The sequence below is a fragment of the Brevundimonas guildfordensis genome, assembly GCF_014836405.1.
Lineage (GTDB): Bacteria > Pseudomonadota > Alphaproteobacteria > Caulobacterales > Caulobacteraceae > Brevundimonas > Brevundimonas guildfordensis.
The window spans coordinates 363,526-389,259 of record NZ_JACSQU010000003.1; the positions used below are offsets into that span (position 1 = coordinate 363,526).

At 69.3% G+C, this 25,734-nt stretch carries 21 protein-coding genes; 9 read left to right on the plus strand and 12 right to left on the minus strand.

From position 1 onward, the window contains the following. Positions 1-43: 43 nt before the first annotated feature. On the plus strand, positions 44-1,378 hold the full coding sequence (locus H9656_RS13265; RefSeq protein ID WP_191744723.1) for a diguanylate cyclase: 1,335 nt from the start codon (positions 44-46) through the stop codon (positions 1,376-1,378). A gap of 162 nt (positions 1,379-1,540) precedes the next feature. Here the strand turns inward: H9656_RS13265 and gyrB are convergent, their stop codons facing one another. The 8 genes from gyrB to mutM all read right to left on the minus strand — a co-directional run bounded on the left by gyrB (position 1,541) and on the right by mutM (position 11,136). Continuing rightward, complete coding sequence (gene gyrB, locus H9656_RS13270; protein WP_191744724.1) at positions 1,541-3,970, minus strand: DNA topoisomerase (ATP-hydrolyzing) subunit B; 2,430 nt, start codon at positions 3,968-3,970, stop codon at positions 1,541-1,543. 136 nt (positions 3,971-4,106) lie between these two features. Beyond that, positions 4,107-5,234: a DNA replication/repair protein RecF gene (gene recF, locus H9656_RS13275; RefSeq protein ID WP_191744725.1), complete on the minus strand. Its 1,128-nt coding sequence runs from the start codon at positions 5,232-5,234 to the stop codon at positions 4,107-4,109. A gap of 43 nt (positions 5,235-5,277) precedes the next feature. Further along, on the minus strand, positions 5,278-5,778 hold the full coding sequence (locus H9656_RS13280; protein WP_191744726.1) for an STM3941 family protein: 501 nt from the start codon (positions 5,776-5,778) through the stop codon (positions 5,278-5,280). Positions 5,779-5,781: 3 nt separating this feature from the next. After that, positions 5,782-6,900 (minus strand): DNA polymerase III subunit beta, encoded by a 1,119-nt coding sequence (dnaN, locus tag H9656_RS13285; protein WP_003166402.1) that lies wholly within the window; start codon positions 6,898-6,900, stop codon positions 5,782-5,784. Positions 6,901-7,052: 152 nt separating this feature from the next. Continuing rightward, positions 7,053-8,480: a chromosomal replication initiator protein DnaA gene (dnaA, locus tag H9656_RS13290; protein ID WP_225212515.1), complete on the minus strand. Its 1,428-nt coding sequence runs from the start codon at positions 8,478-8,480 to the stop codon at positions 7,053-7,055. Positions 8,481-8,983: 503 nt separating this feature from the next. Next, on the minus strand, positions 8,984-9,253 hold the full coding sequence (rpsT, locus tag H9656_RS13295; RefSeq protein ID WP_024355020.1) for a 30S ribosomal protein S20: 270 nt from the start codon (positions 9,251-9,253) through the stop codon (positions 8,984-8,986). A 166-nt stretch (positions 9,254-9,419) separates the two neighbouring features. Continuing rightward, positions 9,420-10,205 carry an enoyl-CoA hydratase gene (locus H9656_RS13300; RefSeq protein WP_191744728.1) on the minus strand — a complete coding sequence of 262 codons (786 nt, stop codon included), beginning with the start codon at positions 10,203-10,205 and terminating at the stop codon, positions 9,420-9,422. Positions 10,206-10,272: 67 nt separating this feature from the next. Next, on the minus strand, positions 10,273-11,136 hold the full coding sequence (gene mutM / locus H9656_RS13305; protein WP_191744729.1) for a bifunctional DNA-formamidopyrimidine glycosylase/DNA-(apurinic or apyrimidinic site) lyase: 864 nt from the start codon (positions 11,134-11,136) through the stop codon (positions 10,273-10,275). Between the two features lie 61 nt (positions 11,137-11,197). On the opposite strand from mutM, the gene H9656_RS13310 reads away from it, so the two are divergent. From H9656_RS13310 to H9656_RS13345, 8 genes are all read left to right on the plus strand, one after another. After that, on the plus strand, positions 11,198-12,097 hold the full coding sequence (locus H9656_RS13310) for a class I SAM-dependent methyltransferase (protein ID WP_191744730.1): 900 nt from the start codon (positions 11,198-11,200) through the stop codon (positions 12,095-12,097). Continuing rightward, entirely contained in the window at positions 12,097-12,834 is a 738-nt protein-coding gene (locus H9656_RS13315; protein ID WP_318240644.1) for a pseudouridine synthase, read from the plus strand. The genes H9656_RS13310 and H9656_RS13315 overlap by 1 nt, the downstream gene beginning before the upstream one ends. A 127-nt stretch (positions 12,835-12,961) precedes the next feature. Further along, entirely contained in the window at positions 12,962-13,600 is a 639-nt protein-coding gene (locus tag H9656_RS13320; protein WP_191744731.1) for a phosphoribosylanthranilate isomerase, read from the plus strand. A gap of 56 nt (positions 13,601-13,656) precedes the next feature. Next, positions 13,657-14,868 (plus strand): tryptophan synthase subunit beta, encoded by a 1,212-nt coding sequence (trpB, locus tag H9656_RS13325; protein WP_191744841.1) that lies wholly within the window; start codon positions 13,657-13,659, stop codon positions 14,866-14,868. A gap of 2 nt (positions 14,869-14,870) precedes the next feature. After that, positions 14,871-15,356, plus strand: coding sequence for a hypothetical protein (locus H9656_RS13330; protein WP_191744732.1), 486 nt, complete (start codon positions 14,871-14,873; stop codon positions 15,354-15,356). Continuing rightward, positions 15,353-16,210 (plus strand): tryptophan synthase subunit alpha, encoded by an 858-nt coding sequence (gene trpA / locus H9656_RS13335; RefSeq protein ID WP_191744733.1) that lies wholly within the window; start codon positions 15,353-15,355, stop codon positions 16,208-16,210. The genes H9656_RS13330 and trpA overlap by 4 nt, the downstream gene beginning before the upstream one ends. Before the next feature lie 10 nt (positions 16,211-16,220). Further along, positions 16,221-17,120: an acetyl-CoA carboxylase carboxyltransferase subunit beta gene (locus H9656_RS13340; protein ID WP_191744734.1), complete on the plus strand. Its 900-nt coding sequence runs from the start codon at positions 16,221-16,223 to the stop codon at positions 17,118-17,120. Between the two features lie 10 nt (positions 17,121-17,130). Beyond that, positions 17,131-18,417 carry a bifunctional folylpolyglutamate synthase/dihydrofolate synthase gene (locus tag H9656_RS13345; protein WP_191744735.1) on the plus strand — a complete coding sequence of 429 codons (1,287 nt, stop codon included), beginning with the start codon at positions 17,131-17,133 and terminating at the stop codon, positions 18,415-18,417. Between the two features lie 3 nt (positions 18,418-18,420). Here H9656_RS13345 and H9656_RS13350 read toward each other — a convergent pair whose 3' ends face one another. The 4 genes from H9656_RS13350 to addB all read right to left on the minus strand — a co-directional run bounded on the left by H9656_RS13350 (position 18,421) and on the right by addB (position 25,734). After that, on the minus strand, positions 18,421-18,624 hold the full coding sequence (locus H9656_RS13350; RefSeq protein WP_191744736.1) for a hypothetical protein: 204 nt from the start codon (positions 18,622-18,624) through the stop codon (positions 18,421-18,423). Between the two features lie 143 nt (positions 18,625-18,767). After that, a complete protein-coding gene (gene trxA, locus H9656_RS13355) occupies positions 18,768-19,100 on the minus strand; it encodes a thioredoxin (RefSeq protein ID WP_121481637.1) in 333 nt (110 codons plus the stop codon). Between the two features lie 125 nt (positions 19,101-19,225). Beyond that, a complete protein-coding gene (gene addA, locus H9656_RS13360; protein ID WP_191744737.1) occupies positions 19,226-22,663 on the minus strand; it encodes a double-strand break repair helicase AddA in 3,438 nt (1,145 codons plus the stop codon). After that, positions 22,660-25,734 (minus strand): double-strand break repair protein AddB, encoded by a 3,075-nt coding sequence (gene addB, locus H9656_RS13365; protein WP_191744738.1) that lies wholly within the window; start codon positions 25,732-25,734, stop codon positions 22,660-22,662. Before addB ends, addA begins: the two co-directional genes overlap by 4 nt.

Here is a 25,734-nt window from a genome sequence, read left to right on the forward strand (position 1 = left end):
CGGGGCGTCGATGTGACGCCGCGTAACAGTATCGAGCCGTCTCTTGCAGCCTTCATCACCGGCGCTTGCCGACCCCGCGTCGGCGGACCGTCTGCGTCAACTGGTCCAGGACCACGCCGAGGCTCTGGTCGGAGCCTTCTACCAAACCTTGTTGGCCGATGACGAGGCGCGGGTCTTCCTGCATCATTCGGTGGTGCAGGAGCGGCTGAGCCCGTCTTTGCGCCGATGGCTGGTGGACCTTTTCGCGCCGGGCGCCGACATGGCCGAAGCGGCCTTCGTCGCGCGACAGCTGAAGATCGGCGAGGTTCACGCCCGCATCAAGATTCCGATGCATCTGGTTATGGCGGGCGCAGCGGTGCTGAAGCAGCGGCTGGCCGACGTGCTGGCGGCCGATCCGGCGGCATTCGACCTGTTGCGTCTAACCGGGGGCCGGATCGACTACGCCTTGCGCCTGATGAGCCAGTCCTATGAAAAGGGGGCCAGCAACCGCGCGCGCTTGGACGAGGCCTATCGTCTCTTCTCCTTGGACCAGGACATCCATTTCGAGCGCGAGAGCCAGCGCGCCGGTCTGATGGAATGGAGCCAGAAGACCCTGTTCCGCATCCTGGCGTCCGGCGGGGTGGAAGGGGCCGGCGCGCTCAGCGCTTCGCCGTTCGGCCTGTGGATCCGTCACCGGGCCGAGTTCCTGTTCGATGGCTCGTCGCATCTGGCGCGTCTGAACGCAGCGATGGAGCGTATCGACGCTGAACTGCTGCCGCGCTTCACGCCAGGCGCAGCGGCGTCGGATCTGGCCGGGCCGCTGGAGGCGCTGGAGGCGGCGGTGGACGAGGTGGCCTTCCTGCTGGGCGAGATGTTCCAGGGGCTGGCGGGCATGGAGGGCGGTCGCGACCCGCTGACCCGCGCGCTGAACCGGCGTTTCCTGTCGTCGATCCTGAGCCGCGAGATCGGCTTCGCCAACGCCAACCACACCCCGTTGTCGGTGCTGCTGCTCGACGTGGACCATTTCAAGCGGATCAACGACACGCACGGCCACCCCATCGGCGATGAGGTGCTGCGTCAGGTGGCCGAGGCGGTGACGGAGAATGTGCGCCCCAGCGATTTCGTCTTCCGCTATGGCGGCGAGGAGTTTCTGGTCGTCCTGGTTGAAACCAACCTGCGTCAGGCCACGACCATCGCCGAACGGATGCGACACGCCCTGGCGGCGAAGGCCATGACCGCCTCGGGGCTGGAGCCCTTCCACGTGACCGTGTCCATCGGCGCCGCCGAACATCGCGGCCATCCGGATGAGAACTATCTGGTCAAGGCGGCCGACGACGCCCTTTACCGCGCCAAGCAGAACGGCCGGAACCGCGTCGAGTATGACGGCGCCGTCGCCTGACGGCGCCTGAGCGCCGGAGTGCCCGAGCGGGGCGTGTCGGCGTACCACGGCGTCCGTCTCGCTTGCATCGTTCCGATGCTGATCTGGCCCGGCGCCGCCGTGCAGCGAGCGGGACTGGTCGTCCTGCTCGCCCACACGGTTGTGATGATGACGTTCTAGGCGTCAGGCGTCGACGGCGGCGTCCAGGGCGTTTTCCTGGATGAACTCGCGGCGGGGCTCGACCACGTCGCCCATCAGTTTGGCGAACAGGTCGTCGGCGTCGTCGCCGTGCTCGACCTTGACCTGAAGCAGGGTGCGGGCGTTGGCGTCCAGCGTCGTTTCCCACAGCTGTTCCGGGTTCATCTCGCCCAGACCCTTGTAGCGCTGGATGGCGATGCCCTTCTTGCCCGCGTCCAGCACGGCCGCCAGCAGGTCCAGCGGCCCGCGGATGGTCGTGGTCTTGTCCTTGCGGCGATAGACGGCCGGGGTGGCGAACAGGCCGTCGAATGCGGCGGCGCGCTCGGCCAGACGGCGGGCGTCCAGCGAACGGCCCAACACCTCGTCCAGCACGATGGTCTCGTTGACGGCGCGGCGCACGCGCGTGAAGGCCACGCCGCCCTGGGCGGCCAGTTCGCCGCTCCACGGACCGTCGCCCTCTTCAGCGTAGAGGTTCAGCCGCTCGGCCGCGCGCACAGCGCGGTCGGACAGTTCGCCGGCGTGTTCGTCGAACAGGCCGGCCAGGGCGCCCTGTTCGATGGAGAAGGCCGGGGCGCGGGTGGCCAGACGGTCGACCAGGGCCTTGAAGGCCTTGGCCTCGCGGACCAGCTCCTGCAGGTCCATGCTGGCGCGCACCTCGCCCGAGGCCAGCTCCAGCGTCGCCTCGGCGCTGCCTTCCTCGATCAGATAGGCGTCCATCTCGGCCTGATCCTTGATGTAGCGGTGCTGCTTGCCCTTGGAGACCTTATAGAGCGGCGGCTGGGCGATGTAGACGTGGCCGCGCTCGATCAGCTCCGGCATCTGACGATAGAAGAAGGTCAGCAGCAGGGTGCGGATGTGGGCGCCGTCGACGTCGGCATCGGCCATCAGAATGATCTTGTGATAGCGCAGCTTGTCGGCGTCGAAATCGTCGCGGCCGATGCCCGTGCCCAGCGCGAGGATCAGGGTGCCGATGGTGTCGGACGACAGCATCCGGTCGAAGCGGGCGCGCTCGACGTTCAGGATCTTGCCGCGCAGGGGCAGGACGGCCTGGTTCTCGCGGTTGCGCGCCTGCTTGGCCGAGCCGCCGGCCGAGTCGCCCTCGACGATGAACAGTTCGGACTTGGCCGGATCGCGTTCCTGGCAGTCGGCCAGCTTGCCGGGCAGGGAGGAGATCTCCAGCGCCGACTTGCGGCGGGTCAGGTCGCGCGCCTTGCGGGCGGCTTCACGCGCCGAGGCGGCCTCGATGATCTTGGAGACGACCAGCTTGGCCTCGACCGGGTGTTCCTCGAACCAGGTCGACAGGCCCTCGGAGCACAGGCTTTCAACCGCCGGGCGCACTTCGGAGGAGACCAGCTTGTCTTTGGTCTGGGAGCTGAACTTGGGGTCGGGCACCTTGACCGACAGGACGCAGGTCAGGCCCTCGCGCGCATCCTCGCCCGAGACGGAGACCTTCTCCTTCTTGGCCAGCCCCGAGCTTTCGATATAGGCGCCCATGACGCGGGTCAGGCTGGCGCGGAAGGCCGACAGGTGGGTGCCGCCGTCGCGCTGGTTGATGTTGTTGGTGAAGCACAACATCGTCTCGTGGTAGCTATCGTTCCACCACAGGGCCAGGTCCAGCTCGATGCCGTCCTTCTGGCCGCGGATGACGATGACGTCCTTCAGGATCGGCGTCTTGGACTTGTCGAGGTGGCGCACGAAGGCTTCGACGCCGCCTTCATAGTGCAGCAGGATCTCGACCGGCTCGGGCCCGCGATTGTCGCTCAGCTTGATGACCACGCCCGAGTTCAGGAAGGCCATTTCGCGCAGGCGGTGTTCCAGCGTCTTCAGGTCGAAGTCGATGTGGCTGAAGGTGTCGATCGACGGGTAGAAGGTAACCTCGGTGCCGGTCAGCAGGCGGCCCTTGTCCTCGCGCATCGGGGCGTCGCCGATGACGGCCAGAGACCGCACGGTGTCGCCGCGCTCGAAGCGCACGCTGTGCTTCTTGCCCTCGCGATAGATGACCAGCTCCAGCCAGTCCGACAGGGCGTTGACCACCGAGACGCCCACGCCGTGCAGGCCGCCCGACACCTTGTAGGAGTTCTGGTCGAACTTACCGCCCGCGTGCAGCTGGGTCATGATGACCTCGGCGGCAGAAATGCCTTCCTCGGCGTGCGTCGCTACCGGAATGCCGCGCCCGTTGTCGGTCACGGTGACCGAGCCGTCCTCGTTCAGGGTGACGGTGACCAGATCGGCGTGCCCGGCCAGAGCCTCGTCGATGGCGTTGTCCACCACCTCATAGACCATGTGGTGCAGGCCCGAGCCGTCGTCCGTATCGCCGATATACATGCCGGGGCGCTTGCGCACCGCGTCCAGGCCTTTGAGAACCTTGATGGAATCGGCGCCATACTCGGGCGAGGGAGCAGTCTGTTCGGTCATGAAAACGTCGGCTCAGGGTCCGCAGGCGGACAGGGAAGAGGCGACACGCAGGCCGCCCGTCTCAGGCGTGCAAATCAGCACGTCCCGAAGTCTCAGATATATAGGAAATTGGACGCAAAAAGCGAGCCTTTAAGCCCTATCCGGACAGCCCGCCGCCCTCGACCGCCACGAACTGCGCGCGGCCCTCCAAAGCCCCGAACAGCGGCCGCTCCGTCCCGGTCATGAAGGCCTGAAGCTTCAGCGCTTCGATCTCGTCGAACAGGGCGGCGCGGCGGGCTTCGTCCAGATGGGCGGGGGCTTCGTCCAGCAGGAGGATCGGTTGGGCGGGCTGATCCGCCAGGCGCGTCACCTGGGCCAGTATGAGGTTGAGGACGAGCGCCTTCTGCTCGCCCGAGGAGCCTTCGGCGGCGGGCCGGTTCTTCTCGCGATGCAGGGCGGTGAGGTCCGAGCGGTGCGGGCCGAACAGGCTGCGTCCGGCCGCCGCGTCGCGCGACCGAGCGCGCATCAGGCCTTCGCCCAGCGCCTCGATGATGTCGGCCTCGTCCGCGCCCGCCGCCGCCATCTCTTCGGCCGGACCTGCCAGCCCCAGGTCGGCCTGAGGAAACGGGCGGTCGGCGCGGGCGTCGATCCCGGCCTGAAGCTCTTGCAGGGCAGAGGCGCGCGCCACGGCGGCGCGGGCGCCGCTCTCGGCCAGCCGGGCCTCCAGCGCGTCCAGCCACAGGGGATCGGCCGGGCGGGTCTCGTCGGTCAGCAGGCGAAGCCGCTCGCGCAGGGCCTTTTCATAGGTGGAGACGACGGCGGCGTGGTCAGGGTGGGCGGCGAAGACCAGCCGGTCGAAGAAACGCAGCCGCTCGGCCCGCGCGTCCGAGAACAGCCGGTCCTGCTCGGGCGTGGCCCAGACGGGGCGAAGGTGATCCAGCAGCCGCCCCGGCGGGGCCGTCTCGCCGTCGATGCGCACGATGCGCCGCGCCGACGGTCCCATGGTCTGAACGCCGGTGCCCAGGCGCACCTCGTCGCCATCAGCGCCCTTAAGCGTCGCCGCCACGGCCCAGGGCCGCCCGATCGCCTCGCCCGGCTCGCGCCGCCCCATCTCCGCCGCCGTCGCCCCGCGCAGCCCCTTGCCGGGGGTCAGCAGGCTGATGGCTTCCAGTAGATTGGTCTTGCCCGCCCCGTTCGGCCCGTGCAGCACAACCGTCCCGCCGGAGACCGGCAGGGTCGCGCCCGCGTAAGAGCGGAAGTCGGTGAGGGCGAGGGAGGTGATCAAGCCTTGGTCCTAGCCTCAGCAGGCGTCGCTCGCCAGTGGGAGATCAATCTACCTTGCTGTGCTGGATCCGCCATTCTTCCAGAAGCGTCCTAACCTCGTCCGCGCTCTTTTCGAGATAGGCAGGAATGTTCCCGTCAGCACGGCCGGAAGATGCAATCAGTGCAGTCGCACGTTGCGCGGGCGACTGCACTGAGGCCTTCAGCGTGAATGATACAAAACTCGTGCTCTTCATCTTGAAGATGAAAAAACACTCGACGTCATTCCACGGCACGACCGGTTTCAGCCGCAACCCATGAACCTGGAAACCCTCACGGGTGAGAATCAACTGCGTCGGCCTGACCAGAGAACAAAGCTCCGCAAGTCCAGGCGCGCCGAAGAAAATCAGACTGAACCAGCCGACCAGGATGTTAAACTCGTCCGAACCCCGATCAAAAGACTCCGGGCTCGCGATCATCCAAAGGCCGACAGCCACGAAAATAGCCGATGCCAAAATGATGAGCGCGGACTTACGACGCGGCCGCCTTAGGACGAGCCGATCGGACAAGCCCTACACCCGCAGCGGCATCAGCACGTACTGGACGCCCACATCCGCCGGGTCGAGCACCAGGGTCGGGCTGGCGGGGTCGGCGAACTTGAAGTGGGCCGTCTCGCCGGTGATCTGGCCGGCGACGTCCAGCAGGTAGCGGGCGTTGAAGCCGATCTCGAACGGTTCGTCGGAATAGCCGATCTCGACTTCTTCCTCGGCCTGGCCGGCCTCCATGTTGCGGACGGTCAGTTTCACCCGGTCGTTGTCGAAGGCCAGCTTCACCGAGCGGCTCTTCTCGGCCGAGATGGTGGCGACGCGGTCCACGGCCTTGGCGAACAGGCTGTTGTCGATGTCGGCCTGTTTGTCGTTGCCCTTGGGAATGACGCGCAGATAGTCAGGGAAGGCGCCGTCGATGACCTTGGAGGTCAGGCTGGCCTCGCCGAACTCGAAACGGATCTTCTGGGCCGAGACCTGGACCTCGACCGGGCCGGCGCCGTCGTCCAGCAGGCGGCGGACCTGATCCACCGTCTTGCGCGGCACGATGACGCCGGGGCCGCCCGCCGCGCCTTCCGGCGCCGGGGTCTCGGCCAGGGCCAGACGGTGGCCGTCGGTGGCCACGGCGCGCAGCAGCGGAATGCCGCCGTCGGCCACGGTGTGCAGATAAAGGCCGTTCAGATAGTAGCGCGTCTCTTCGGTCGAGACGGCGAAGCGCGTCTTGTCGATCAGGCGCGCCAGGTCTTCCTTGGGCAGGGTGTAGCGCGCGCCCGAAGCCTCGGTCGACATGACCGGGAAGTCGCCCGCCGGCAGCACCGGCAGGTTGAAGCGCGAACGGCCCGCCGCCACCACCAGACGCGGATCGTCGCCCGAATAGGTCAGCGACACCTCGGCCCCGTCCGGCAGCTTGCGCACGATTTCATACAGGGTGTGGGCCGGGGCTGTGATCTGGCCCTCGACGTTCACCTGGGCCTCGGCCTCGTCGACCATTTCCATGTCCAGGTCGGTGGCGGCGAACGACAGGCGGTCGCGCCCGGCGCTCAGCAGCACGTTGGACAGGATCGGAATGGTGTTGCGACGCTCGACCACGCTCTGGACGTGCCCCAGGGCCCGAAGAAGCGCGGAACGTTCGATGGTCAGCTGCATATGGTCTCGCCCGGTCGCGACCCCGCCGAAGCAGCGTCGCCGTAAATATGGGCAGGAACACTAGCGCATTGAGCGAAAGGGGCAACGGGCAGAGGCGTCTGTACGCCGTCTGCCCCCGATTTCCACAGGCCGGGATGAGCGGGAGAGGGGGATCAGCCGCGCAGTTTACGCGTCAGCGCCTCGACGTCGCGGGCGATCTGGTCGTCCTTGGGCATCAGTTCTTCGATCTTGCGGACCCCGTGCAGGACGGTGGTGTGGTCGCGCCCGCCGAAGCGGCGGCCGATGTCGGGATAGGAGCGCGTCGTGTGCTGCTTGCACAGATACATGGCGACCTGTCGCGGGCGGGCGATGGCGCGGGTGCGACGCTCGCTCAGCAGGTCGGCCTGCTTCAGGTTGAAGTGCTCGGCGACGGTTTTCTGAATTTCATCGACGGTGATGCGGCGCTCGGGACCGGTGCGCAGGGCGGAGCCGAGGAGGGTCTGAACCTCTTCGACGCTCAGGGCCGACAGGCGGCTTCCGGCGACGGCGGCCAGGGTGTTCACGGCCCCTTCCAGTTCGCGCATCGAACCGGGGGTGCGGTCCACCAGGTGCTCCAGCACCTCGGAACGAGCCTCGCCGGCGACGACGCCAAGCTTGGCCAGCGCGTTCAGACGCGATTGAGCGACGGCGACCTTGAGGTCGCGGTCCGCCGCCTCGACCGGGCAGGTCAGGCCGGCGGCCAGGTGGCTGCGCAGGCGCGGCTCGACGTCGGTCAGGGCCACCGGCGCGCGGTCGGCCGACAGGACGATGCGTTTGCCGTCCTCGATCAGGGCCGTCAGCGTGTTCAGCAGCTCTTCCTGGGTGCTGGTCTTGCCGCCGACGAATTGGACGTCGTCCAGCAGCAGCATGTCGGCCGAGCGCAGGCTTTCCTTGAAGGCGGCGGTCGAGCGGTCCTGCATGGCGCGCACGAAGGTCGACAGGAAGCGCTCGGCGGTCAGATAGACCACCTTGGCGTCCGGGCGCAGGCGCTGCGCCTCCCAGGCGATGGCGTTCAGCAGGTGGGTCTTGCCGTAGCCGTAGGGGCCGCAGAAGAAGACGGGGTTGAAATGGCCGTCGGCCCAGGACGCCACCTGCTTGGCGATGGCCAGGGCGAAGGCGTTGCCGTGGCCCTCGACGAAGCTGTCGAAGGTCAGGCGCTCTTGCAGCCCGGCGGCGCGCACGGCGCGGGCGCCGTCGGTCGCGGGGGCGAATGCGGGGGCGGCGGGGGCGGGGGCGGGCGCGGAACTGATCGAGGACAGGCGCGGGGCTTCACGCGAGGCCGAGGCCGGGGGCACCGAGCCCATCTCGGCGCGGCAGCGGACCTCCAGACGGCGCGACAGGCCGTCCAGGCCCAGCCACAGCTCGTTCATCCGGCGCAGGGCGTTCTTGCGCACCCAGTCGCGCGCATAGGCCGTCGGGGTCACCAGGATCAGATTGCCCTGAGAGTCCACGCGCACCGCCGACGGCGCAATATAGCTGCTGAAGGGTCCGTCTCCGATCTCAGCCTTCAGGCGGTCAGCCGCCTCAGTCCAAATCCGGTTGGGATCCGTCATACCCGCCATCGCCACGCCCCCGATCATGAAGAACACCCGCCACAAGAGTTATCACCGACGAACGCCCTTCGAGACGAGGTCCGGGGACGACTTCTCTCGTCTCGCGAAGCCGGGCTTCGCAAGCGGGGTCGTACTCACAGACAGACATCTCGCACCGAGGGAAATCATTGATTTCCCTCGCCTTCATCCAGACAGGATGGAAGTGCGTTACCCACTCAACTTACCCCCGGAACGGCGGAGATCAACGCTGATTCGAGTCGAGATTCGCACTTAAATTGATTGACTCCAGCAAACCTCGGCAGGGCTTAGGAAAATGGCGATTTCGCCACAATCGATAACCGGAATCGGTAAGCTTAACTTAGACGCAGACAGCAAGACGGCGAGGGAGCTTGCGCTTCCTCGCCGTTGAATTCGTTGCATTCTTTTACGAAACGCCTGTTAAAGGCCTTCCGTAGCCGTCACATTGCGCTGTTTGACGAAGCCGTGAAGACCCGTCCGAGCGCCGTGCGAAATCAGGCGGCCGACAGCTTCTTCAGCTGGGCGGCCAGACGGCTGACCTTGCGCGAGCCGGTGTTCTTGTGAACCACGCCCTTGGATACGGCGCGCATCAGTTCCGACTGGGCGGTGATGAACGCAGCCTTGGCGGTTTCCACGTCGCCGCCCGTGACGGCTTCCTGGAACTTGCGCAGGTAGGTACGGACGCGGGTGCGGCGGGCCTTGTTCACTTCGGTCCGCGCTTCGATCTTGCGGATCGCCTTGCGGGCGCCTGCATTGTTGGCCATCGGGTAAAAACCTTCGAACGAAAACGCCGTAAACCACACGTCCACGGCGAGAAAATCTCAAGAGCGGGCGGCTATAGCGGAAAGCCCCCGAACGGTCAACGCGATCCGGCGGGAATTGAGTCGGGGCCGGGGTTTGCGCCTCGTTTCATCCGGCCCCGACATGGATTCAGCGGCCGGTGAAGGCGGGCTTCCGCTTCTCGACGAAGGCGGCCATGCCCTCCTTCTGATCGTCGAAGGCGAACAGGGAGTGGAACAGGCGACGCTCGAACACCACCCCTTGCGCCAGGGTCATCTCGAAGGCGGCGTTGACCAGCTCCTTGTTGGCCATGACCGCCAGGATGGACTGACCGGCGATCTTGGCGGCGGCGGCGCGCGCCTCGTCCAGCAGGGTGTCGGACGCCACGACGCGCGACACCAGACCCGAGCGTTCGGCCTCGGCGGCGTCCATCATCCGGCCGGTCAGGCACATGTCCATGGCCTTGGCCTTGCCCACGGCGCGGGTCAGGCGCTGAGAGCCGCCGATGCCGGGCGCCACGCCCAGGTTGATCTCGGGCTGGCCGAACTTGGCCGTCTCCGAGGCGATGATGAAGTCGCACAGCATGGCCAGCTCGCAGCCGCCGCCCAGGGCATAGCCCGACACCGCCGCGATGATCGGCTTGCGGAAGTTCGCCACCCGGTCGTGCGCGCGAGCGAAGAAGTTGCCGCGATACATGTCGGCATAGGCCTGGTCCGCCATCTCCTTGATGTCGGCGCCGGCCGCGAAGGCCTTGGCCGAGCCGGTCAGGACGATGCAGCGCACGCTGTCGTCGTCGGCCACGCTTTCAAGAAAGTCGCCCAGTTCGCCGGTGAGGGTGGTGTTCAGCGCGTTCAGCGCCTCGGGCCGGTTCAGGGTAACGACCGCATAGCCGTCGGCGTGGCGTTCGATCAGCAGGGTGGAATAGGCGTCGGCCATGATGGGCGCTCCTCTCAAGCTCGTTCGGGACTGGTCTAGCGCCTCGGGCGGCTCACAGGAACACCCCTCACCGCTTCTGACAGACCGGGCAGAAGAAGGTCGAGCGGCCGCCCTGCACGATGCGCTTCACCACGCCGCGACAGCCTTCGGTGCGGCACGGCTCATGCTCGCGGCCATAGACGTCGAAGCGATGCTGGAAATAGCCTTGGCCGCCCTCGACGTTGGCGAAGTCCTTCAGGGTCGAGCCGCCCGCCGCGATGGCGTCATGCAGGACGTTGCGGACCTCAATCGCCAGCCGCTCCAGCCGGGGGCGGCTGACCTTGCCCGCCGCCGTCAGGGGCGAGATGCGAGCGCGGTACAGCGCCTCGCACACATAGATGTTGCCCAGACCCGCCACTATGGTCTGGTCCAGCAGGCTGACCTTGATGTTCTGCGCCTTGCCCGCGAAGGCCTCGGCCAGATGGGCGCCGGAGAAGGCGTTGCCCAGCGGCTCTGGCCCCAGTTTGGCGAACCAGGCGTGGCCCTCGACCGCCTCGGTGGGGATCAGGCCCATGAAGCCGAACCGCCGTGCATCGGCATAGCCCAGCCGCGTCAGCACGCCGCCGCGATCAGCCGTCAGGCTCATATGCTCATGCTTGCCGACGACGGGCGCGTCCGTCTCGAACACGCCGGGGGCGACACCCGCCAGGGTGAAGCGGCCGGTCATCCCTAAGTGGGTGATCCAGGTCTCGCCGGTCGACAGGGGAAACAGCAGATATTTCGCCCGCCGGTCCAGCCGCAGCACCGTCGCCCCATCCAGCCGCTCGACGAAGCGCTCGGGAAAGGGAAAGCGCAGGTCCGGCCGGTTCTGACGCGGCGCGGTCAGACGCGCGCCCTCCAGCACGGGCTGAAGGCCGCGACGGACGGTTTCGACTTCGGGTAATTCGGGCATGGACGACAGCTTAGGCGCGGGCGGCTTCTCGGGCGAGGGGAGAAGGGATTATAGGCGGGGGATGACCATGCTTCTCTACGGCCGTCCGCCCGCCGTGTTCGATCCGCCCGCGACGGCGACCCAGACCTCGCCCCTGATCCCCGGCTCGAGCGCGCTGGAGACGGTCGCGCCCGGATCGGCCGACGGGGTGATGCTCTACGCCCCGCCCGGCGCGGTGGAGCGGCGCTATACGCTGGCCCTGGCGTTGAAGGCGCTGAAGCCCGGCGGGCGGCTGGACGTCATGGCGCCCAAGGACAAGGGCGGCTCGCGCCTGGGCAAGGAGCTGAAGGGCTTCGGTCTGGAGGTCGCCGAGACGGCCAAGGCCCACCATCGCCGCTGCATCGTCATCCGCCCCGAGGCGGTCGAGGGACTGGACGCCGCCATCGAGGCGGGCGCGCCGCGCGTGGTTCCCGGGCTGGAGGCCTGGTCGCAGCCGGGCGTCTTCGCCTGGGACCGGATCGATCCGGGCACGGCGCTGCTGGCCGAAGTCCTGCCGCCTTTGAAGGGGGCGGGCGCTGATCTGGGCTGTGGATTCGGAGCGCTGTCGACGGTGGTGCTGCGCGCGCCCGCCGTGACGGCGTTGAGGCTGGTCGACATCGACCGGCGCGCGGTCGAGGCGGCGAAGCGCAACGTCGACGACGCGCGGGCCAGCTTCGACTGGGCCGATGTGCGGACGCTGGACGGGGCGGGCGACCTGGACTTCATCGTCAGCAATCCGCCCTTCCACGACGGCGGCGCCGAGGACCGGCGGCTGGGCCAGGCCTTCATCCGCAAGGCGGCCGAGATGCTGGGGAAGGGCGGAACCGCCTGGATCGTCGCCAACCGCCACCTGCCCTATGAGGCCGAACTGGACGCCGCCTTCAAGCGGGTGCGGATGGTCGTCGATCAGGGCGGCTACAAGATTTTCGAGGCGGTGAAATAGTGGCGGGCAAGATTCCGACGTCCCGCGTGGACAAGCTGCTGGGCTCGATGGGCTATGGCTCGCGGGCTGAGATGGCGCGGCTGGGCAAGGCGGGCGGCATCGTTCTGGACGGCGCCGATCTGACCGACGTGTCTACGCGCATTCCGGTGACGCCCGACCTGCCGCGCCGCATGGAGATCGACGGCGAGCCGCTGGACCCCGTTGCCGGTCTGGTGATCCTGCTGAACAAGCCGCTGGGCATGACCTGTTCGCACAAGGAGGACGGGGCGCTGGTCTATGACGTCCTGCCCGACCGCTGGCGGCGGCGCGACCCGGCGATCTCGACCATCGGGCGGCTGGACAAGCAGACCTCGGGCCTGCTGCTGCTGACCGACGACGGCGACCTGCTGCACCGGGTGATCAGCCCCAAGCGCCAAGTGGCCAAGGTCTATCGCGCGACGCTGGCGCGGCCGCTGAACGGGACGGAGGCGGCGCTGTTCGCCTCGGGCGAACTGGTGCTGGAGGGCGAGGACAAACCGCTGGCCCCCGCGGTGCTTGAGGTGGTGTCGCCGACCGAAGCCCTGCTGACGGTGACGGAGGGGCGCTATCATCAGGTGCGTCGCATGTTCGCGGCGGCGGGCAACCACGTCGAGGCCCTGCATCGTGAGCGGTTGGGCGGGCTGACGCTGGGCGACGACCTGGCGCCGGGCGAATGGCGTCTACTGAGCGAGGGCGAGATCGCGTCGATCTTCGCCTGAACCTTTTTTCGTCATCCTCCGACGACCCCCGGTCTGCGCCGCTTGCGCGGCTTGCCGGAGGATGACGAAAGAAAAGGCGGGCCAGGGTGCGCTTGACCTGCCGTCAGCAGTCGCGCACCTCCCTGTCATGACTCTGACCAAGATCTGCGGCCTGACGACGCCGGATACGCTGGATGCGGCGCTGGACGCCGGGGCGGCGTTCGTCGGGGCTGTGGTGTTCCCCAAGAGCCCGCGCCACATTCCGCCGCTGCACGCCGCCAGCCTGTTCGACCGGGCACGCGGGAAGGCCGAGATCGTCGCCGTTCTGGTTGATCCCGACGACGCCCTGCTGACCGAGGTCGCCCTGATCCTGCGGCCCGACCTGATCCAACTGCACGGCCATGAGACGCCGCAACGCGCGGCGGAGGCGCGGCGACTGACCGGGGCGGGGATCATCAAGGCCCTGCCGATCCGGGACGAGGCGGACTTCGCGAGCGTCGCCGACTGGACCGGCGTCGCCGATCATCTGCTGTTCGACGCCAGGCCGCCGAAAGGCGCCGACCTGCCCGGCGGGGTGGGCGCCTCGTTCGACTGGACGCTGATGCAGAACCGGACGCTTCCGGCAAGCTGGTTCCTCGCGGGCGGGCTGGACCCGAAAAATGTTGCCGAGGCGGTGCGGATTTCCGGGGCGACGATGGTTGATGTCTCCTCTGGCGTTGAAAGCGCGCCGGGTGTTAAGGACCGGGCCCTGATCAAAGCTTTTCTGGACGCCGCATCGCGGTCCTGATTTCGTCGCCTTCCTCCCTGAAGACTTTCGTTGTGCCCCAGACCGTGCCCCAGACTGTGAACGCCTTATCGAACTCCTACGCTTGGCCTGACGCCGAGGGCCGCTTCGGCCCCTATGGCGGCCGTTTCGTGCCCGAGACCCTGATGCCGCTGATCCACGAGCTGGACGCGGCCTATAAGGCGGCCAAGGCGGACCCCAGCTTCCAGGCCGAACTGGACGGCTATCTGGAGCACTACGTCGGCCGCGCCAGCCCGCTCTATTTCGCCGAGCGGCTGACCGAGCATTTTGGCGGGGCCAAGATCTGGCTGAAGCGCGAGGACCTGAACCACACGGGCGCGCACAAGATCAACAACTGCATGGGCCAGATCCTGCTGGCCCGCCGCATGGGCAAGACGCGCATCATCGCCGAGACCGGCGCCGGTCAGCACGGGGTCGCCTCGGCCACGGTCTGCGCCCGCTTCGGCCTGCCCTGCACCGTCTACATGGGCGCCGTCGACGTGGCCCGGCAGCAGCCGAACGTCTTCCGCATGAAGCTGCTGGGCGCCGAGGTCTCGGCGGTGACGGCCGGGGCGGCGACGCTGAAGGACGCCATGAACGAGGCGATGCGCGACTGGGTCACCAATGTCGCCGACACCTATTACATCATCGGCACGGCGGCGGGCCCGGCCCCCTATCCGGCCATGGTGCGCGACTTCCAGTCGGTGATCGGCAAGGAGATCAAGGCCCAGGCTCAGCGCCAGATCGGCCGCCTGCCCGACGCCGTCATGGCTTGCATCGGCGGCGGATCGAACGCCATCGGCGCCATGCACCCCTTCATCGAGGACGAGGGCGTGCGCCTGATCGGGGTCGAGGCGGCGGGCCACGGCCTGGACACCCCCGACCATGCCGCCAGCCTGAAGGGCGGGCGCTCGGGCGTGCTGCACGGCAACCGCACCTATCTGCTGCAGGACGCCGACGGCCAGATTCTGGAAGGTCACTCCATCTCCGCCGGGCTCGACTATCCGGGTGTGGGGCCGGAACACGCCTGGCTGCACGACCTGGGCCGCGGCGAATATCTGTCGACCACCGACGATGAAGCGCTGGAAGCGTTCCAGACCCTGTGCAAACTGGAAGGCATCATTCCGGCGCTGGAGTCGTCGCACGCCCTGGCGCGCGCCGGCGACGTGGCCAGGGAACTCGGCAAGGGCGGCGATCTGGTCATCGTCCTGTCCGGCCGGGGCGACAAGGACATTAACACCGTAGCCCAACATCTGGGCGTGGAGTTGTAACGATGAAGACCCTGCTGATCGCCGCCGTTCTGGCGGCCGCCTCACCGAGCCTGACCCTGGCGCAGACCACCGCTGCGCCCGCCCCGCAGGCGCCAGCGCAGACGGCGCCGACCGTCCCGCCCGGCCCCGCGGCGACGGGAATGCCGGTCCTGCCTCCGGCGACCGAAGCGGCCGACTGCGGCGGCCTGCTGCGCAGCCCGGCCTTTTGCGTGACGGCGCAGCTCGACCAGATCGGCGCCCTGGCCGACGCCTATACGGAACATCTGGGCACGCTGAACTGGCTGGCGGCGGACGGCGACGACAACCGCATCATCTTCGTGCGCCGTCGCGACGGCGGCGGCTGCGACGGCCTGCAGATGGTCGCCTTCTATGACGAGAGCAAACCGGCCGAGGCGACGGCTCCGGGCTATCTGGGCTTCGCGGTCATTCCGGGCGACGTGTGCTCCTCGGGCCCGGCCTCGCCCGTCGCGGGAACCCTGCCGCAATGACGACGGCGCGTATCGACGCCCGCTTCGCCAAGCTGAAGGCTGAGAACCGGGCCGGCTTCGTTCCCTATGTCATGACCGGCGATCCCAGTCGTGACGAGGCGCTGGAGATTCTCAAGGGGCTGCCGGCCGCCGGCGCCGACCTGATCGAACTGGGCCTGGCCTTCTCGGACCCGATGGCCGAGGGGCCGCCGATCCAGCGCGCCGCCCTGCGCGGGTTGAAGGCGGGGATGACCCTGCGCGGCACGCTCGATCTGGTCGCCGATTTCCGCAAGACCGATCAGGACACGCCGCTGATCCTGATGGGCTATCTGAACCCGGTGGAATCCTACGGCTATGAGGCCTTCGCCCGCGACGCGGCCGAGGCCGGGGTGGACGGCATCATCGTCGTCGACTGCCCGCCGGAAGAGGCTGGGCCGCTGTCCGCCGCTCTGGACGCGGCCGAAGTGTCGCTAATCCGGCTGGCCACGCCGACCTCCGACGACGACCGCCTCAAGGTCATCGCCGAGGGCACGTCCGGCTTCGTCTATTACGTCTCGGTCGCCGGGGTGACCGGGGTGAAGGAGGCCGTGGCCGCCGAGGTGGCGCCCGCCGTCGAGCGCGTGCGCCGCGCCTCCGGCCTGCCTGTCGCCGTCGGCTTCGGCGTCCGCACGCCCGAACGCGCCGCCGAGATCGCCCGCGTCGCCGACGCCGTCGTCGCCGGTTCGGTCTTCGTGAACGAAGTCGCCGCCGCCCTTGAGGCGAACGAGCCGGCTGTCCCACGCGTTCTGGCCAAGGTGAAGGCGCTGTCCGATGCGGTGAAAGCCGCGCGAGCGAGTGCGCCCCAGAATAGTGATTTCCTCGCGGAAACCGTCTAAAGGCCCGCCCATGGTCGATAAACATCCTGAGAACAAGGCTCGCGGCGGTTGGCTGTCGCGTTTCGCGCCCGGCGTGCGCAAGATCGTCAGCCCGCGCGACACCCCGGACAATCTGTGGGTTAAGGACCCCGACACGGGCGAGATGCTGTTCCGCTCGGACCTGGAGGCGGCCCTGTGGGTCACGCCGTCGGGCCGTCACATGCGGATCAACGCGCCGACCCGCCTGAAGGCCACCTTCGATGACGGCCTGTATGAGAGCATCGACACGCCCGACGTGCCGGAAGATCCGCTCAAGTTCTCGGACGGAAAGCCCTATCGTGACCGCCTGTCGGCGGCGCGTAAGGCGGCGGGCCGTAAGGACACCATGGCCATCGGCTACGGCCGCATCGGCGGCGCGCCCGCCGTGGTCATCGTCCAGGACTTCACCTTCATGGGCGGGTCGCTGGGCATGGCGGCGGGCGAAGCCTTCATCGCCGCCGCGCGCGAGGCGGTGAAGCGCAATGTTCCCTTCGTCTGCTACACCGCCGCCGGGGGAGCGCGGATGCAGGAAGGCGCCCTCAGCCTGATGCAGATGGCGCGCACCACCCTGGCCGTTCAGGAAGTGAAGGCGGCCAAGCTGCCCTACGTCGTGGTGCTGACCGATCCGACTACGGGCGGGGTCACCGCCTCCTACGCCATGCTGGGCGACGTCCACCTGGCCGAGCCGGGCGCCCTGATCGGCTTCGCCGGTCCGCGCGTGATCGAGACCACCATCCGCGAGAAACTGCCGCCGGGCTTCCAGCGCGCCGAATACCTCAAGGACAAGGGCATGGTGGACAAGGTGGTGTCGCGCGGCGATCTGCCGACGACGCTGGGCCTGATCCTGTCCATGCTGATGAGCGGAACCGCCCAGAAGCAGAAGGCGGCGTAAGCCAGTCCTGATGGACCCGATCTCGGAACGCCTGCGCGCCCGGCATCCCCAGCGCATCGACCTGTCGCTGGACCGGATGCGGGCGTTGTGCGCCGCGCTTGGCAATCCGCAGGACAAGCTGCCGCCGGTGGTCCATGTCGCGGGCACCAACGGCAAGGGCTCGACGGTCGCCCTGATCCGCGCCATTGCTGAGGCGGCGGGCCTGCGCGTCCACGCCTACACCTCGCCGCATCTGGTGCGCTTCAACGAACGCATCCGGCTGGCCGGCAAGCTGATCGAGGACGAGGCCCTGAACGCCATCCTCGACCGGGTCGAGGCGGCGATGGCCGACACGGGCGGCCAGGCCACGGTGTTCGAAAGCACCACGGCGGCGGGCTTCCTGGCGATGAGCGAGACGCCCGCCGACCTGGCCATCGTCGAGGTCGGCCTGGGCGGATCGCTGGACGCCACCAACGTCATCGCCCGACCCCTGCTCAGCGTCATCACCCCGGTCGACCTGGACCACGCCGAGTTCCTCGGGACTAAGATCGAAGCGGTCGCCGCCGAGAAGGCCGGCATCCTCAAGGCGGGCGCCCGCGGCGTCGTGGCGCGCCAGTCCGAGGCGGCCATGGCGGTGATCGCGCGGCGCGCGGCCGAGGTCGGCTCGCCCCTGACCGTCATGGGCGTCGACTTCGACGCCTGGGCCGAACGCGACGGCCTGGCCTATCAGGATCAGGAGCGCTTCCTGGACCTGCCCGCGCCCGCCCTGGCCGGCGCGCACCAGTTCGACAACGCCGGCGTGGCCGTCGCCGCGGCGCTGGAGCTGGACCTGCCCGCGAGCGCCATCGCCGAGGGGCTGAAGGCCGTGCGCTGGCCCGCGCGAATGCAGCGGCTCACCAACGGCCCCTATGCCGACAAGGCCCAGAAGGCGGACGCCGAACTGTGGCTCGACGGCGGGCACAATCCCCACGCCGCCCGCGCCCTGGCCCGCGCCCTGTCCGACCGCCAGGCGCGCGCCCAGCGTCCCGTCGCCCTGATCGTCGGCATCCTGGCCAACAAGGACGCCGGCGGCTTCTTCGAGGCGCTGAAGGGGATCGACGCCCAGGTCTTCACCGTCGCCTTCGACGGAGCGGCCGCCGATCCGGAAGCCCTGGCTGCGGTGGCGCAGGGACGCGGCTTCGGCGCCATGGCGGCGGGATCGGTGGAGGCGGCGCTGGACCGCGCCCTGACCCTGGGCGCCGGACGCGTGGTCATCTGCGGCTCCCTCTATCTGGCGGGCGAGGTGTTGGGCGCTAGTCGCGAGACCTGGCCGGTTTAGGCGCTAGGTCTCGAGTACGCCCAGGGTCCATACAAGAAAGACCCCGTACCATGCGGCCAGCGCCGCAAACGCCAGCCAAGAGGTGTTGAATTTGAGCGCGTCGACCAGCGCAATTCCCATGACGGGAAAACGCGCCCACATCATGATGCGATAACGTCGCGCCGTGACCGGATCGATCTTCTGCTGCTTTCTAGATCGGTCGAACATGACGGCAGGTTAGCTCCATCCGGCTGAAGCGGTCCATCGTTCGGACATGGAAAAGGCGGCGCCTCTTTCGAAACGCCGCCCCCACCCGACTTCGCCCTGCGGGCTCAGCCACTCTCCCCATGAAGGGGAGGGAGAATGTCGTGTCAGTCCGCCTTCACGCCGGCTTCAGCCAGCCATTCGACGATCTTGCCCTTGGGCATGGCGCCGACCTTCATCGACGTCATCTGGCCGTCCTTGAACAGCATCAGGGTCGGGATGCCCTTCACGCCCATCTTGGACGGGACCATGGGGCTGTCGTCGATGTTGACCTTGGCGATAGTCACCTTGCCGGCCAGCTCATCCGAGATCTGCTCCAGCGCCGGGCCGATCTGCTTGCAGGGGCCGCACCACTCGGCCCAGAAGTCCACCAGGACGGGGGTCGAGGCTTTCAGGACGTCGGCGTCGAAGCTGTCGTCTGTGACTTTCACAGTCGCCATTTTAGTCTCCTTAAGGGCGCTATCGCTCGCCGCGCGGCGGCTTGCTGCTTAAGCGCATTTAGTAGTCGCGCGCCGACGGTGGCGTCAGCGTTCAGGCACAGATGTGGGTGCGAATCCCCGACAAATCAACGCGCATTTTCGAGAGTGGCGTCCATCAGCCCCTGAGGCACCGCCATCAGCTTGGGCCCGTCGGTCCACACCAGGGCCGCCTCAACCGCGCGCTCTGGATAGAGGCGGCGCAGGACGGCGGCGTAGATCGCCATCTGCAACACATAGGCCGGGTCGGCGTCCTCGACCTGATCGGGCGCCGGGCGGTTGGACTTGAAATCGACCACCAGCACCCGCTCGGGCGTGACCACCAGCCGGTCGATGCGGCCTGAGATTGAGACCCCGCTGGGCAGGTCGGGCGCGGTCCCCGTCAGGGCGACCTCGGCGCGGCTGCCGGGACCGAAGACGGGGGCGAACCGGGCGTCGTCCAGCACGCCGAAGGCGGCGGCGATCATCTCGGCGCGTTGCTCTTCGGTCAGGTCGCGTTCGCGCGCCAGCATCCGGCGGGCGGCGTCGGGACGGTCGGATGCGGGTAGGTCGGGCAGACGCTCCAGCAGGCGGTGGATCAGGTCGCCGCGCCGGAAGCGGCCCAGCCCGGCGCCCGGCCCCTCGCCGCGCGCCAGGGGCGACGGCGCGGGGATGCGCTTCTGCTCCTGCATCTGCGAGGGCGAGGCGAAGCGGGCGGCGGCGTCGCGCGGCGGGTTGGTCCGCGCCCAGGCGGGGGCCTCCGCGTGCAATTCGGCGGCGGCGACGGCGGCGGGCAGGCTGTCGGGATCGGCGCCGTAACGGCGGACGCCGCCGTCCAGTTCGCGCACCTGATCGCCCAGCCGGTCGAAGGTCTCTTCGATCACCGACCACCAGTCCCCGGCTTCGGGCGCGCGCTTGGAGCCGCGCCCCATGACGATCACCCGATCGCGCGCGCGGGTCAGGGCGACGTAGAGCAGGCGCAGGGTTTCATCGCCGACCCGCGCCTCGCGCGCCGCGCGGGCGTCGGCCGAGGCGGGGCAATCTTCCTTGGATGAACCGGGGCACATCAGCCAGGCCTCGGCGCCGTCCTCCAGCGGGACCGGCATCAGGGACGGCCCTTGCGCCTTCGCCTTCATCGTCGTGTCGGGCAGGATGACGACCGGCGCCTCCAGCCCCTTGGCGCCGTGGACAGTCATGACGCGGACCTCTCCGCGGGGCCCTTCCAGTTCGCGCTTCACCTCGACGTCGGCGGCTTCCAGCAGGGCGAGACAGGTCTCCAGATCGGTCCCGCCGCGACCCTCGGCGGCCAGCACCTGATTGAGGGTCTCGTCGATGGCTTCCTCGGCCTCGCGGCCCAGACGGGTCAGGATGCGGGCGCGGCCCGAAGCCCCCGTCGCGTCCACCCGGTTCAGCAGGGTCGAGAAGAAGCCGAAGGGGTCGAGGTCGCGGGCGTCCCGCGCCGCGCGCAGCAGGTCCAGCGCATGGCCCCACTCGGGCCGCTCGACCGCCCGGCGCTTCAGTTCGCGCCACAGGCCCTTGCGGTCCTCGAGCCCGGCGAGCTCGAACAGGCTGTCCTCGTCCACGTCGCAGAAGGGACCGCGCAGCACCTCGGCCACGGTCAAGTCGTCGCCGGGGAAGAGGGCGAAGCGGGCCAGGGCCTTCAGGTCGTCGAAGACGATGTGCTGCGACAGCTTCAGCCGGTCGGCGCCCGCCACCGGCGCGCCCGCCGCCTTCAGTCCACGGATGATCTCCTCAAAGGTGGCGTCGCGGCGGCGGACCAGGATCAGGAAGTCGCCGTAGCCGCAAGGGCGCGGCGTCCCGCCCTTGTCGAAGACGACGGCGCCGCTCTCGACCTGGCGCTTGATTTCGTTCGCCAGGGTCTGGGCCATGCGCTTGCGGGCGCTGGCGGCGCCTTCCTGATCGACGGGGTCGGTCCAGGCGTCGCGCTCGGGCGGGGCCTCGTCGACGAACAGAGGCCACAGTTCGACGGCGCCGGGCTGGCCTTTGCGGGCGGCGGTGTGATGGGGAATCTCGCCGGTCTCGCCGACCAGGGCGCGGGCGCGTTCGGGCGTGCCGAACACTTCATCCACGAACGTCAGCACCGCCTCGGTCGAGCGGTAGGAGGTCTCCAGCGGCACGCCTTCGAAGGCGCCGCCCGCTCCGGTGATCAGGCTGTCGTAGACCTGCGATTCCTGCCGCAGCCGCTCGGGCCGGGCGCCCTGGAAGGAGTAGATCGACTGCTTCTCGTCGCCGACGGCGAAGACGGTGCGGTCCGTATCGGGGACGGTGAAAAACTCGCCGGTCAGGGCGCGCATGATGGCCCACTGTTCGGGGGCGGTGTCCTGGGCCTCGTCGATCAGGACGTGGTCGACGCCGCCGTCCAGCTTGTACAGCACCCAGGCGGCGGTCGAGCGGACGGTCAGCAGTTCGACCGTGCGGGCCACCAGGTCCGAGAAGTCGAGCGCGCCGTGCGCCGTCTTGGCCGCCTCGTAAAGGGCGGCGTGGGCGTTGGCGAGGGTCAGCAGCTTGATGGTGTCGTCGGCGACCTTGGCGGCGCGCAGCTGGTCGCGCGCGGCCAGGAATTTGTCCTGCAGGTCGGCCAGCCAGCCTGCGGCGTCGGGCGGCGCCTGCTTGGTCGCCATCGATTTGCGGGGCGAGCCGGAGCCGGTCAGGAAGACGACGCCCAGGCCGTGGAAACTCCAGTCGTGGTCGAGGGCGTGGATCAGTTCGGCGGCGCGGTCCTTGTCGGTCTTGGAGCCGGTCGCCATCAGCTCGGCCATGCGGCGGACCTCGCCCCGGTCCAGCCAGCGCAGGAAGTCGGCCTCGATGTCCTCGGGCGCCTTTTGCGGATCGGCGCCGGTCAGGACGTAGGGGCCGGGAGCGCGGCCGTCGGCGACGCGGGTGACATAGTCGGTCAGTTCGGCGCGCTTGTTCTCGATCAGGGCCAGCAGGTCCTGGAAGCGACCCCAGTCCAGTTCGACCGCGAAATGGCTGTAGGCCGCGCCGACCGGCCCTTCGGCGTCGGCGAGGGCGGCGCGGGCCAGGTCTTCTCGCGCGGCGTGGGAAAGGGCGATCGCCGCCTCGTTCTCCAGCACGGTGAAGCGCGGCGACACGCCCGCCTCGATGGGGAAGCGGCGCAGCAGTTTTTCGCAGAAGGCGTGGATGGTCTGGATCTTCAGCCCGCCGGGCGTCTCCAGGGCGCGGGCGAACAGGCGGCGCGCCTCGGACAGGCGGGCGGGGTTGAGGGCGGCGGCGTCGCTGTCGTCCAGTCTGGCCAGTTCGGCCGACAGTTCGCCGTCGTCCATGACGGCCCATTTGCCCAGCGTCTCGAACAGGCGGGCCTGCATTTCGGCAGCGGCGGCCTTGGTGTAGGTCACGCACAGGATGGCCGAGGGCGCGGCGCCGCCCAGCAGCAGGCGCGCCACCCGGCTGACCAGGGTGGTGGTCTTGCCCGATCCGGCGTTGGCGGTGACGAAAACCGAGCGGGCCGGATCGGCGGCGCGGGTCTGGGGGTTGAGGGCGTCTTCGGGCCGGATGTGGAGGTTCATTCCGCCTCTCCTTCCTCGGCGCCGCCGATGACGTGCCACTCCCAGACGCGGGCCAGCAGGTTGTAGGGGCTGTAGCTGCCCATCAGATGAGGCGCGGCCCATGAGAGATAGGGCGTCTCCGGCCTGTCGAAGTCAGCGACGCGGGCCATCAGACCTTGCAGCGCGGCGTCGGACAGGATCTGCGCTTCCGGCCCTGCGGCGCGCACGGCGACCTCGCCCGCCTTCTTGCGGCCGACGACGCGGACATAGGTCAGCTCCTCCGGCGGGACGGGGCCGTTGGTGTCCCTGAAGCCGCCGGCGGCGAGGATGGCGCCAGTCAGGGTCAGTTGGGGGGCGAAGCCCGCCTTGATCTGCTTGGCCGACGGAACCTGGCCGGTCTTGAAGTCCATCACGGCGGCGCTGAGGGCGCCGACCTCGATGCGGTCGGCGTAGGCCTTGACGGTGAAGGGCCCGCCCGGCGCGTCGAAGGCCAGGGCGCCCTGCTGCTCGATCAGCAGATCGACGCCGCGCGCGCGGCGGTTGGTCTCGAACCCGGCCAGCCAGCGGGCGGCGTTCCTCGCCAGCGGCGCCTCGCGGGCCATGGCGGCGTCCTCGAAGCCGTGGGCGCCCAGCTCCTCCAGCAGCAAGCGCTCGATCACCGCGTCCAGGTCGTCGGGCAGCAGGTCGGGCCAGTCCTCGGTCAGGCGCTCGATGGCCTTGTGCACGGCGTTGCCGCGCGCCAGGGCCTCGGCCGAGGCGCCGGGGCGCTCCATCGGTTCGAGGTTCAGGATGCGGCGGGCGTAGAGGGCGTAGGGGTCGCGGACCCAACGCTCGACCCCGGTGACATAGAGGCTGCGCGGGCGGCGCTCGACCGGGGGCGTGGGCGCGGGGCGCGGAGCCAGCCGGGCCGGACCGGGCGGCGGGGCGTCGAGGGCCTCGGTCCAGTCGGCGACGCCGTCGGGCGCGGCGAGCCTGACCGGGGTGTCGGGCGCGTCGGCCCCGCGCGTCAGCATCTCCAGCCGCCACAGCCAGCGCGAGCGCACGGCGGGCTGGCCGCCGCGCCGCTCGCAGTGGACCAGGATCGCCTCGTCGGCGCAGGCGGCCTGAACAAAGTCCTGCGCCGTCTGGCCCAGACGCCGTTCGGGCGCGGGCAGGGGCAGGGCGGCACGCATGGGCCGCGACAGGAAGGGATCGACCGGGGCGGCGTTGGGCCAGACGCCTTCCTCCAGCCCGGCCAGGATCATGCGGTCGGCCCGCGCCAGCCGCGCCTCGATGGCGCCGAGGATGCGCAAGGACGGATGGGTGGCGCCGCCGATGCGCACCGTCGTCTCGGCCAGCAAGGCTCCGATCAGATCGGCGAACTCGACAGGCGTGGTGTCGCCCAGCGGACCGCCGCCTTCGATCAGGGCCGACAGCAGGGCGGCCGCCACCTCGCCGTCCGGCCCGGCCCAGGCGTTCTGACCGGCCAGGGCCTCGATCAGGGCGGTCAGGGTTCGCGCGGCCTGGTCCGGCGGACAGGGGCGGGCGGTCGCCAGCGCCTCCAGCCGGTCGGCGAGGGCCTGCGCGCCCTTCAGCCGGGCCAGCTTCCAGTCGGCCAGGGGCAGGCCGCCGCGCCGGGGCTCGGCCGCCTTAAGCAGGCGTTCTTGAAGTTGGGACCAGCGCCGCGGGCGCGGGCCGCGCAGGGCGTGCTCCTCCAGCGCCTCGGCGGCGTCGTGCAGCGAGGTCTCGCCCAGATCGAGGCGGACCAGCGGATGTTTCAGCAGGGCCAGCAGGGTCTGCGGCTTCAGCGGCTCGGCCAGGAAGCGGGCGCCGAGATCGACCAGCACACCCGCCGTCATTCGCGAAAGCGGCTGGCCGGTCGAGGAGTCGGCGACAATGCCCCAGCGCGCCAGCCGCGCCTCGACCCGGCGCGACAGTTGCAGGTCGGGCGTCACCAGGGCGCAGGTGATCGGGCGGCCGTCGGGCGTGCGGTGCTCCAGGCTCTCGCGCATCATCAGGGCGACGGCGGTCGCGGCCTCCTCCTCGGCGCGGACGGACAGGACGGTCAGGCCCGACAGGCCCTCGGCGATGGGGTCGGCGGCGCGGCCCGCCTCGGCCGAGCGGGCGCGCAGGCGCTTGATCTCGGCGCGCCAGTCGTCGGTGGCCTCGGCAGGACGCAGGGCTTCGTTGATCAGGCGCTGGCGGGCCAGACCACGCGCCTGGACGGCGGGGTCGAGCGCAGGCTGGAACCACGGCTGGACGGCCTCGCGCGCGACTTCGGCGCGGGCCAGCAAGGCCTTCAATGCGGCCTGCGGGTGCTGGTCGTCGATGCGGTCCCAGGCGTCGGCGGCCAGGTCGAGGTCGAGGCCGGGCAGGACGACCACGCCTTGGGGCGCCTTGGCGACGGCCTTCAGCACGTCGGCGGCGGCGGGGACGGTGCCGGTGGAGCCGGCGGCGATGACGGGGGCCTGCGGCGGGCGGGCGTCCCACGCCTCGGCCAGACGACGCAGCAGGGTGGCGCGCCGCCACGCCGGATCGACTAGGCCGAGCGCCTCCAGTCGCTTGGGCCAGGCCTCGACCGCAAGGCCGAGGAAGCGGGCGCTCTCGCGCCAGTGCTCGGCCAGATCCTGTTCCGCCAGGGTAGCGACGCGCGACAGGTCGGAGACCTCTTCCAGCTGGCAGGAATCGAGGAAGGCGCCGAGCGCATCGGCCATTTCGAGGGCGCGCAGGGGTTTCATCCCCGGCTGGAAGTCTTCGGCGATCATGCGCGCCATCTCGAAGCGGCGCGTCAGAGGAACGATGGCGGGCGGCAGGTCCAGACCCAGTTCGCCGGGGGCGAAGGGGGGCTCGTCCTCTTCCAGATCGCCCAGCGGTCGCACCTGCGGCAGCAGGACGGGGCGGTCGCCCGCCAGCTTGCCGAGCGCGAAGGAGAAGGCGCGGGCGGCGCGGCGATTGGGCAGCAGGATGGTGGCGTCGGTTAGGGTCTCGGGCGGGGCGTCGCCCAGCCAGTCGAGCACCCCCGCCGCGACGTCCTCGAGGAAGGGCCGCCAGGCGGGCACGGCGCGCCAGCGCGGCCCGCTGCCCGAGAAAGGATCGAAGCGCCCCCCCGTCAT

Bases quoted from the DNA above. Each gene is read 5' to 3' on its own strand.
- gyrB (WP_191744724.1), bottom strand. From the start codon at position 3,970: ATGACCGAACAGACTGCTCCCTCGCCCGAGTATGGCGCCGATTCCATC.
- dnaN (WP_003166402.1), bottom strand. From the start codon at position 6,900: ATGCAGCTGACCATCGAACGTTCCGCGCTTCTTCGGGCCCTGGGGCAC.
- dnaA (WP_225212515.1), bottom strand. From the start codon at position 8,480: ATGGCGGGTATGACGGATCCCAACCGGATTTGGACTGAGGCGGCTGAC.
- rpsT (WP_024355020.1), bottom strand. From the start codon at position 9,253: ATGGCCAACAATGCAGGCGCCCGCAAGGCGATCCGCAAGATCGAAGCG.
- H9656_RS13300 (WP_191744728.1), bottom strand. From the start codon at position 10,205: ATGGCCGACGCCTATTCCACCCTGCTGATCGAACGCCACGCCGACGGC.
- mutM (WP_191744729.1), bottom strand. From the start codon at position 11,136: ATGCCCGAATTACCCGAAGTCGAAACCGTCCGTCGCGGCCTTCAGCCC.
- H9656_RS13310 (WP_191744730.1), top strand. From the start codon at position 11,198: ATGACCATGCTTCTCTACGGCCGTCCGCCCGCCGTGTTCGATCCGCCC.
- H9656_RS13320 (WP_191744731.1), top strand. From the start codon at position 12,962: ATGACTCTGACCAAGATCTGCGGCCTGACGACGCCGGATACGCTGGAT.
- H9656_RS13330 (WP_191744732.1), top strand. From the start codon at position 14,871: ATGAAGACCCTGCTGATCGCCGCCGTTCTGGCGGCCGCCTCACCGAGC.
- trpA (WP_191744733.1), top strand. From the start codon at position 15,353: ATGACGACGGCGCGTATCGACGCCCGCTTCGCCAAGCTGAAGGCTGAG.
- H9656_RS13340 (WP_191744734.1), top strand. From the start codon at position 16,221: ATGGTCGATAAACATCCTGAGAACAAGGCTCGCGGCGGTTGGCTGTCG.
- H9656_RS13345 (WP_191744735.1), top strand. From the start codon at position 17,131: ATGGACCCGATCTCGGAACGCCTGCGCGCCCGGCATCCCCAGCGCATC.
- H9656_RS13350 (WP_191744736.1), bottom strand. From the start codon at position 18,624: ATGTTCGACCGATCTAGAAAGCAGCAGAAGATCGATCCGGTCACGGCG.
- trxA (WP_121481637.1), bottom strand. From the start codon at position 19,100: ATGGCGACTGTGAAAGTCACAGACGACAGCTTCGACGCCGACGTCCTG.
- addA (WP_191744737.1), bottom strand. From the start codon at position 22,663: ATGAACCTCCACATCCGGCCCGAAGACGCCCTCAACCCCCAGACCCGC.
- addB (WP_191744738.1), bottom strand. From the start codon at position 25,734: ATGACGGGGGGGCGCTTCGATCCTTTCTCGGGCAGCGGGCCGCGCTGG.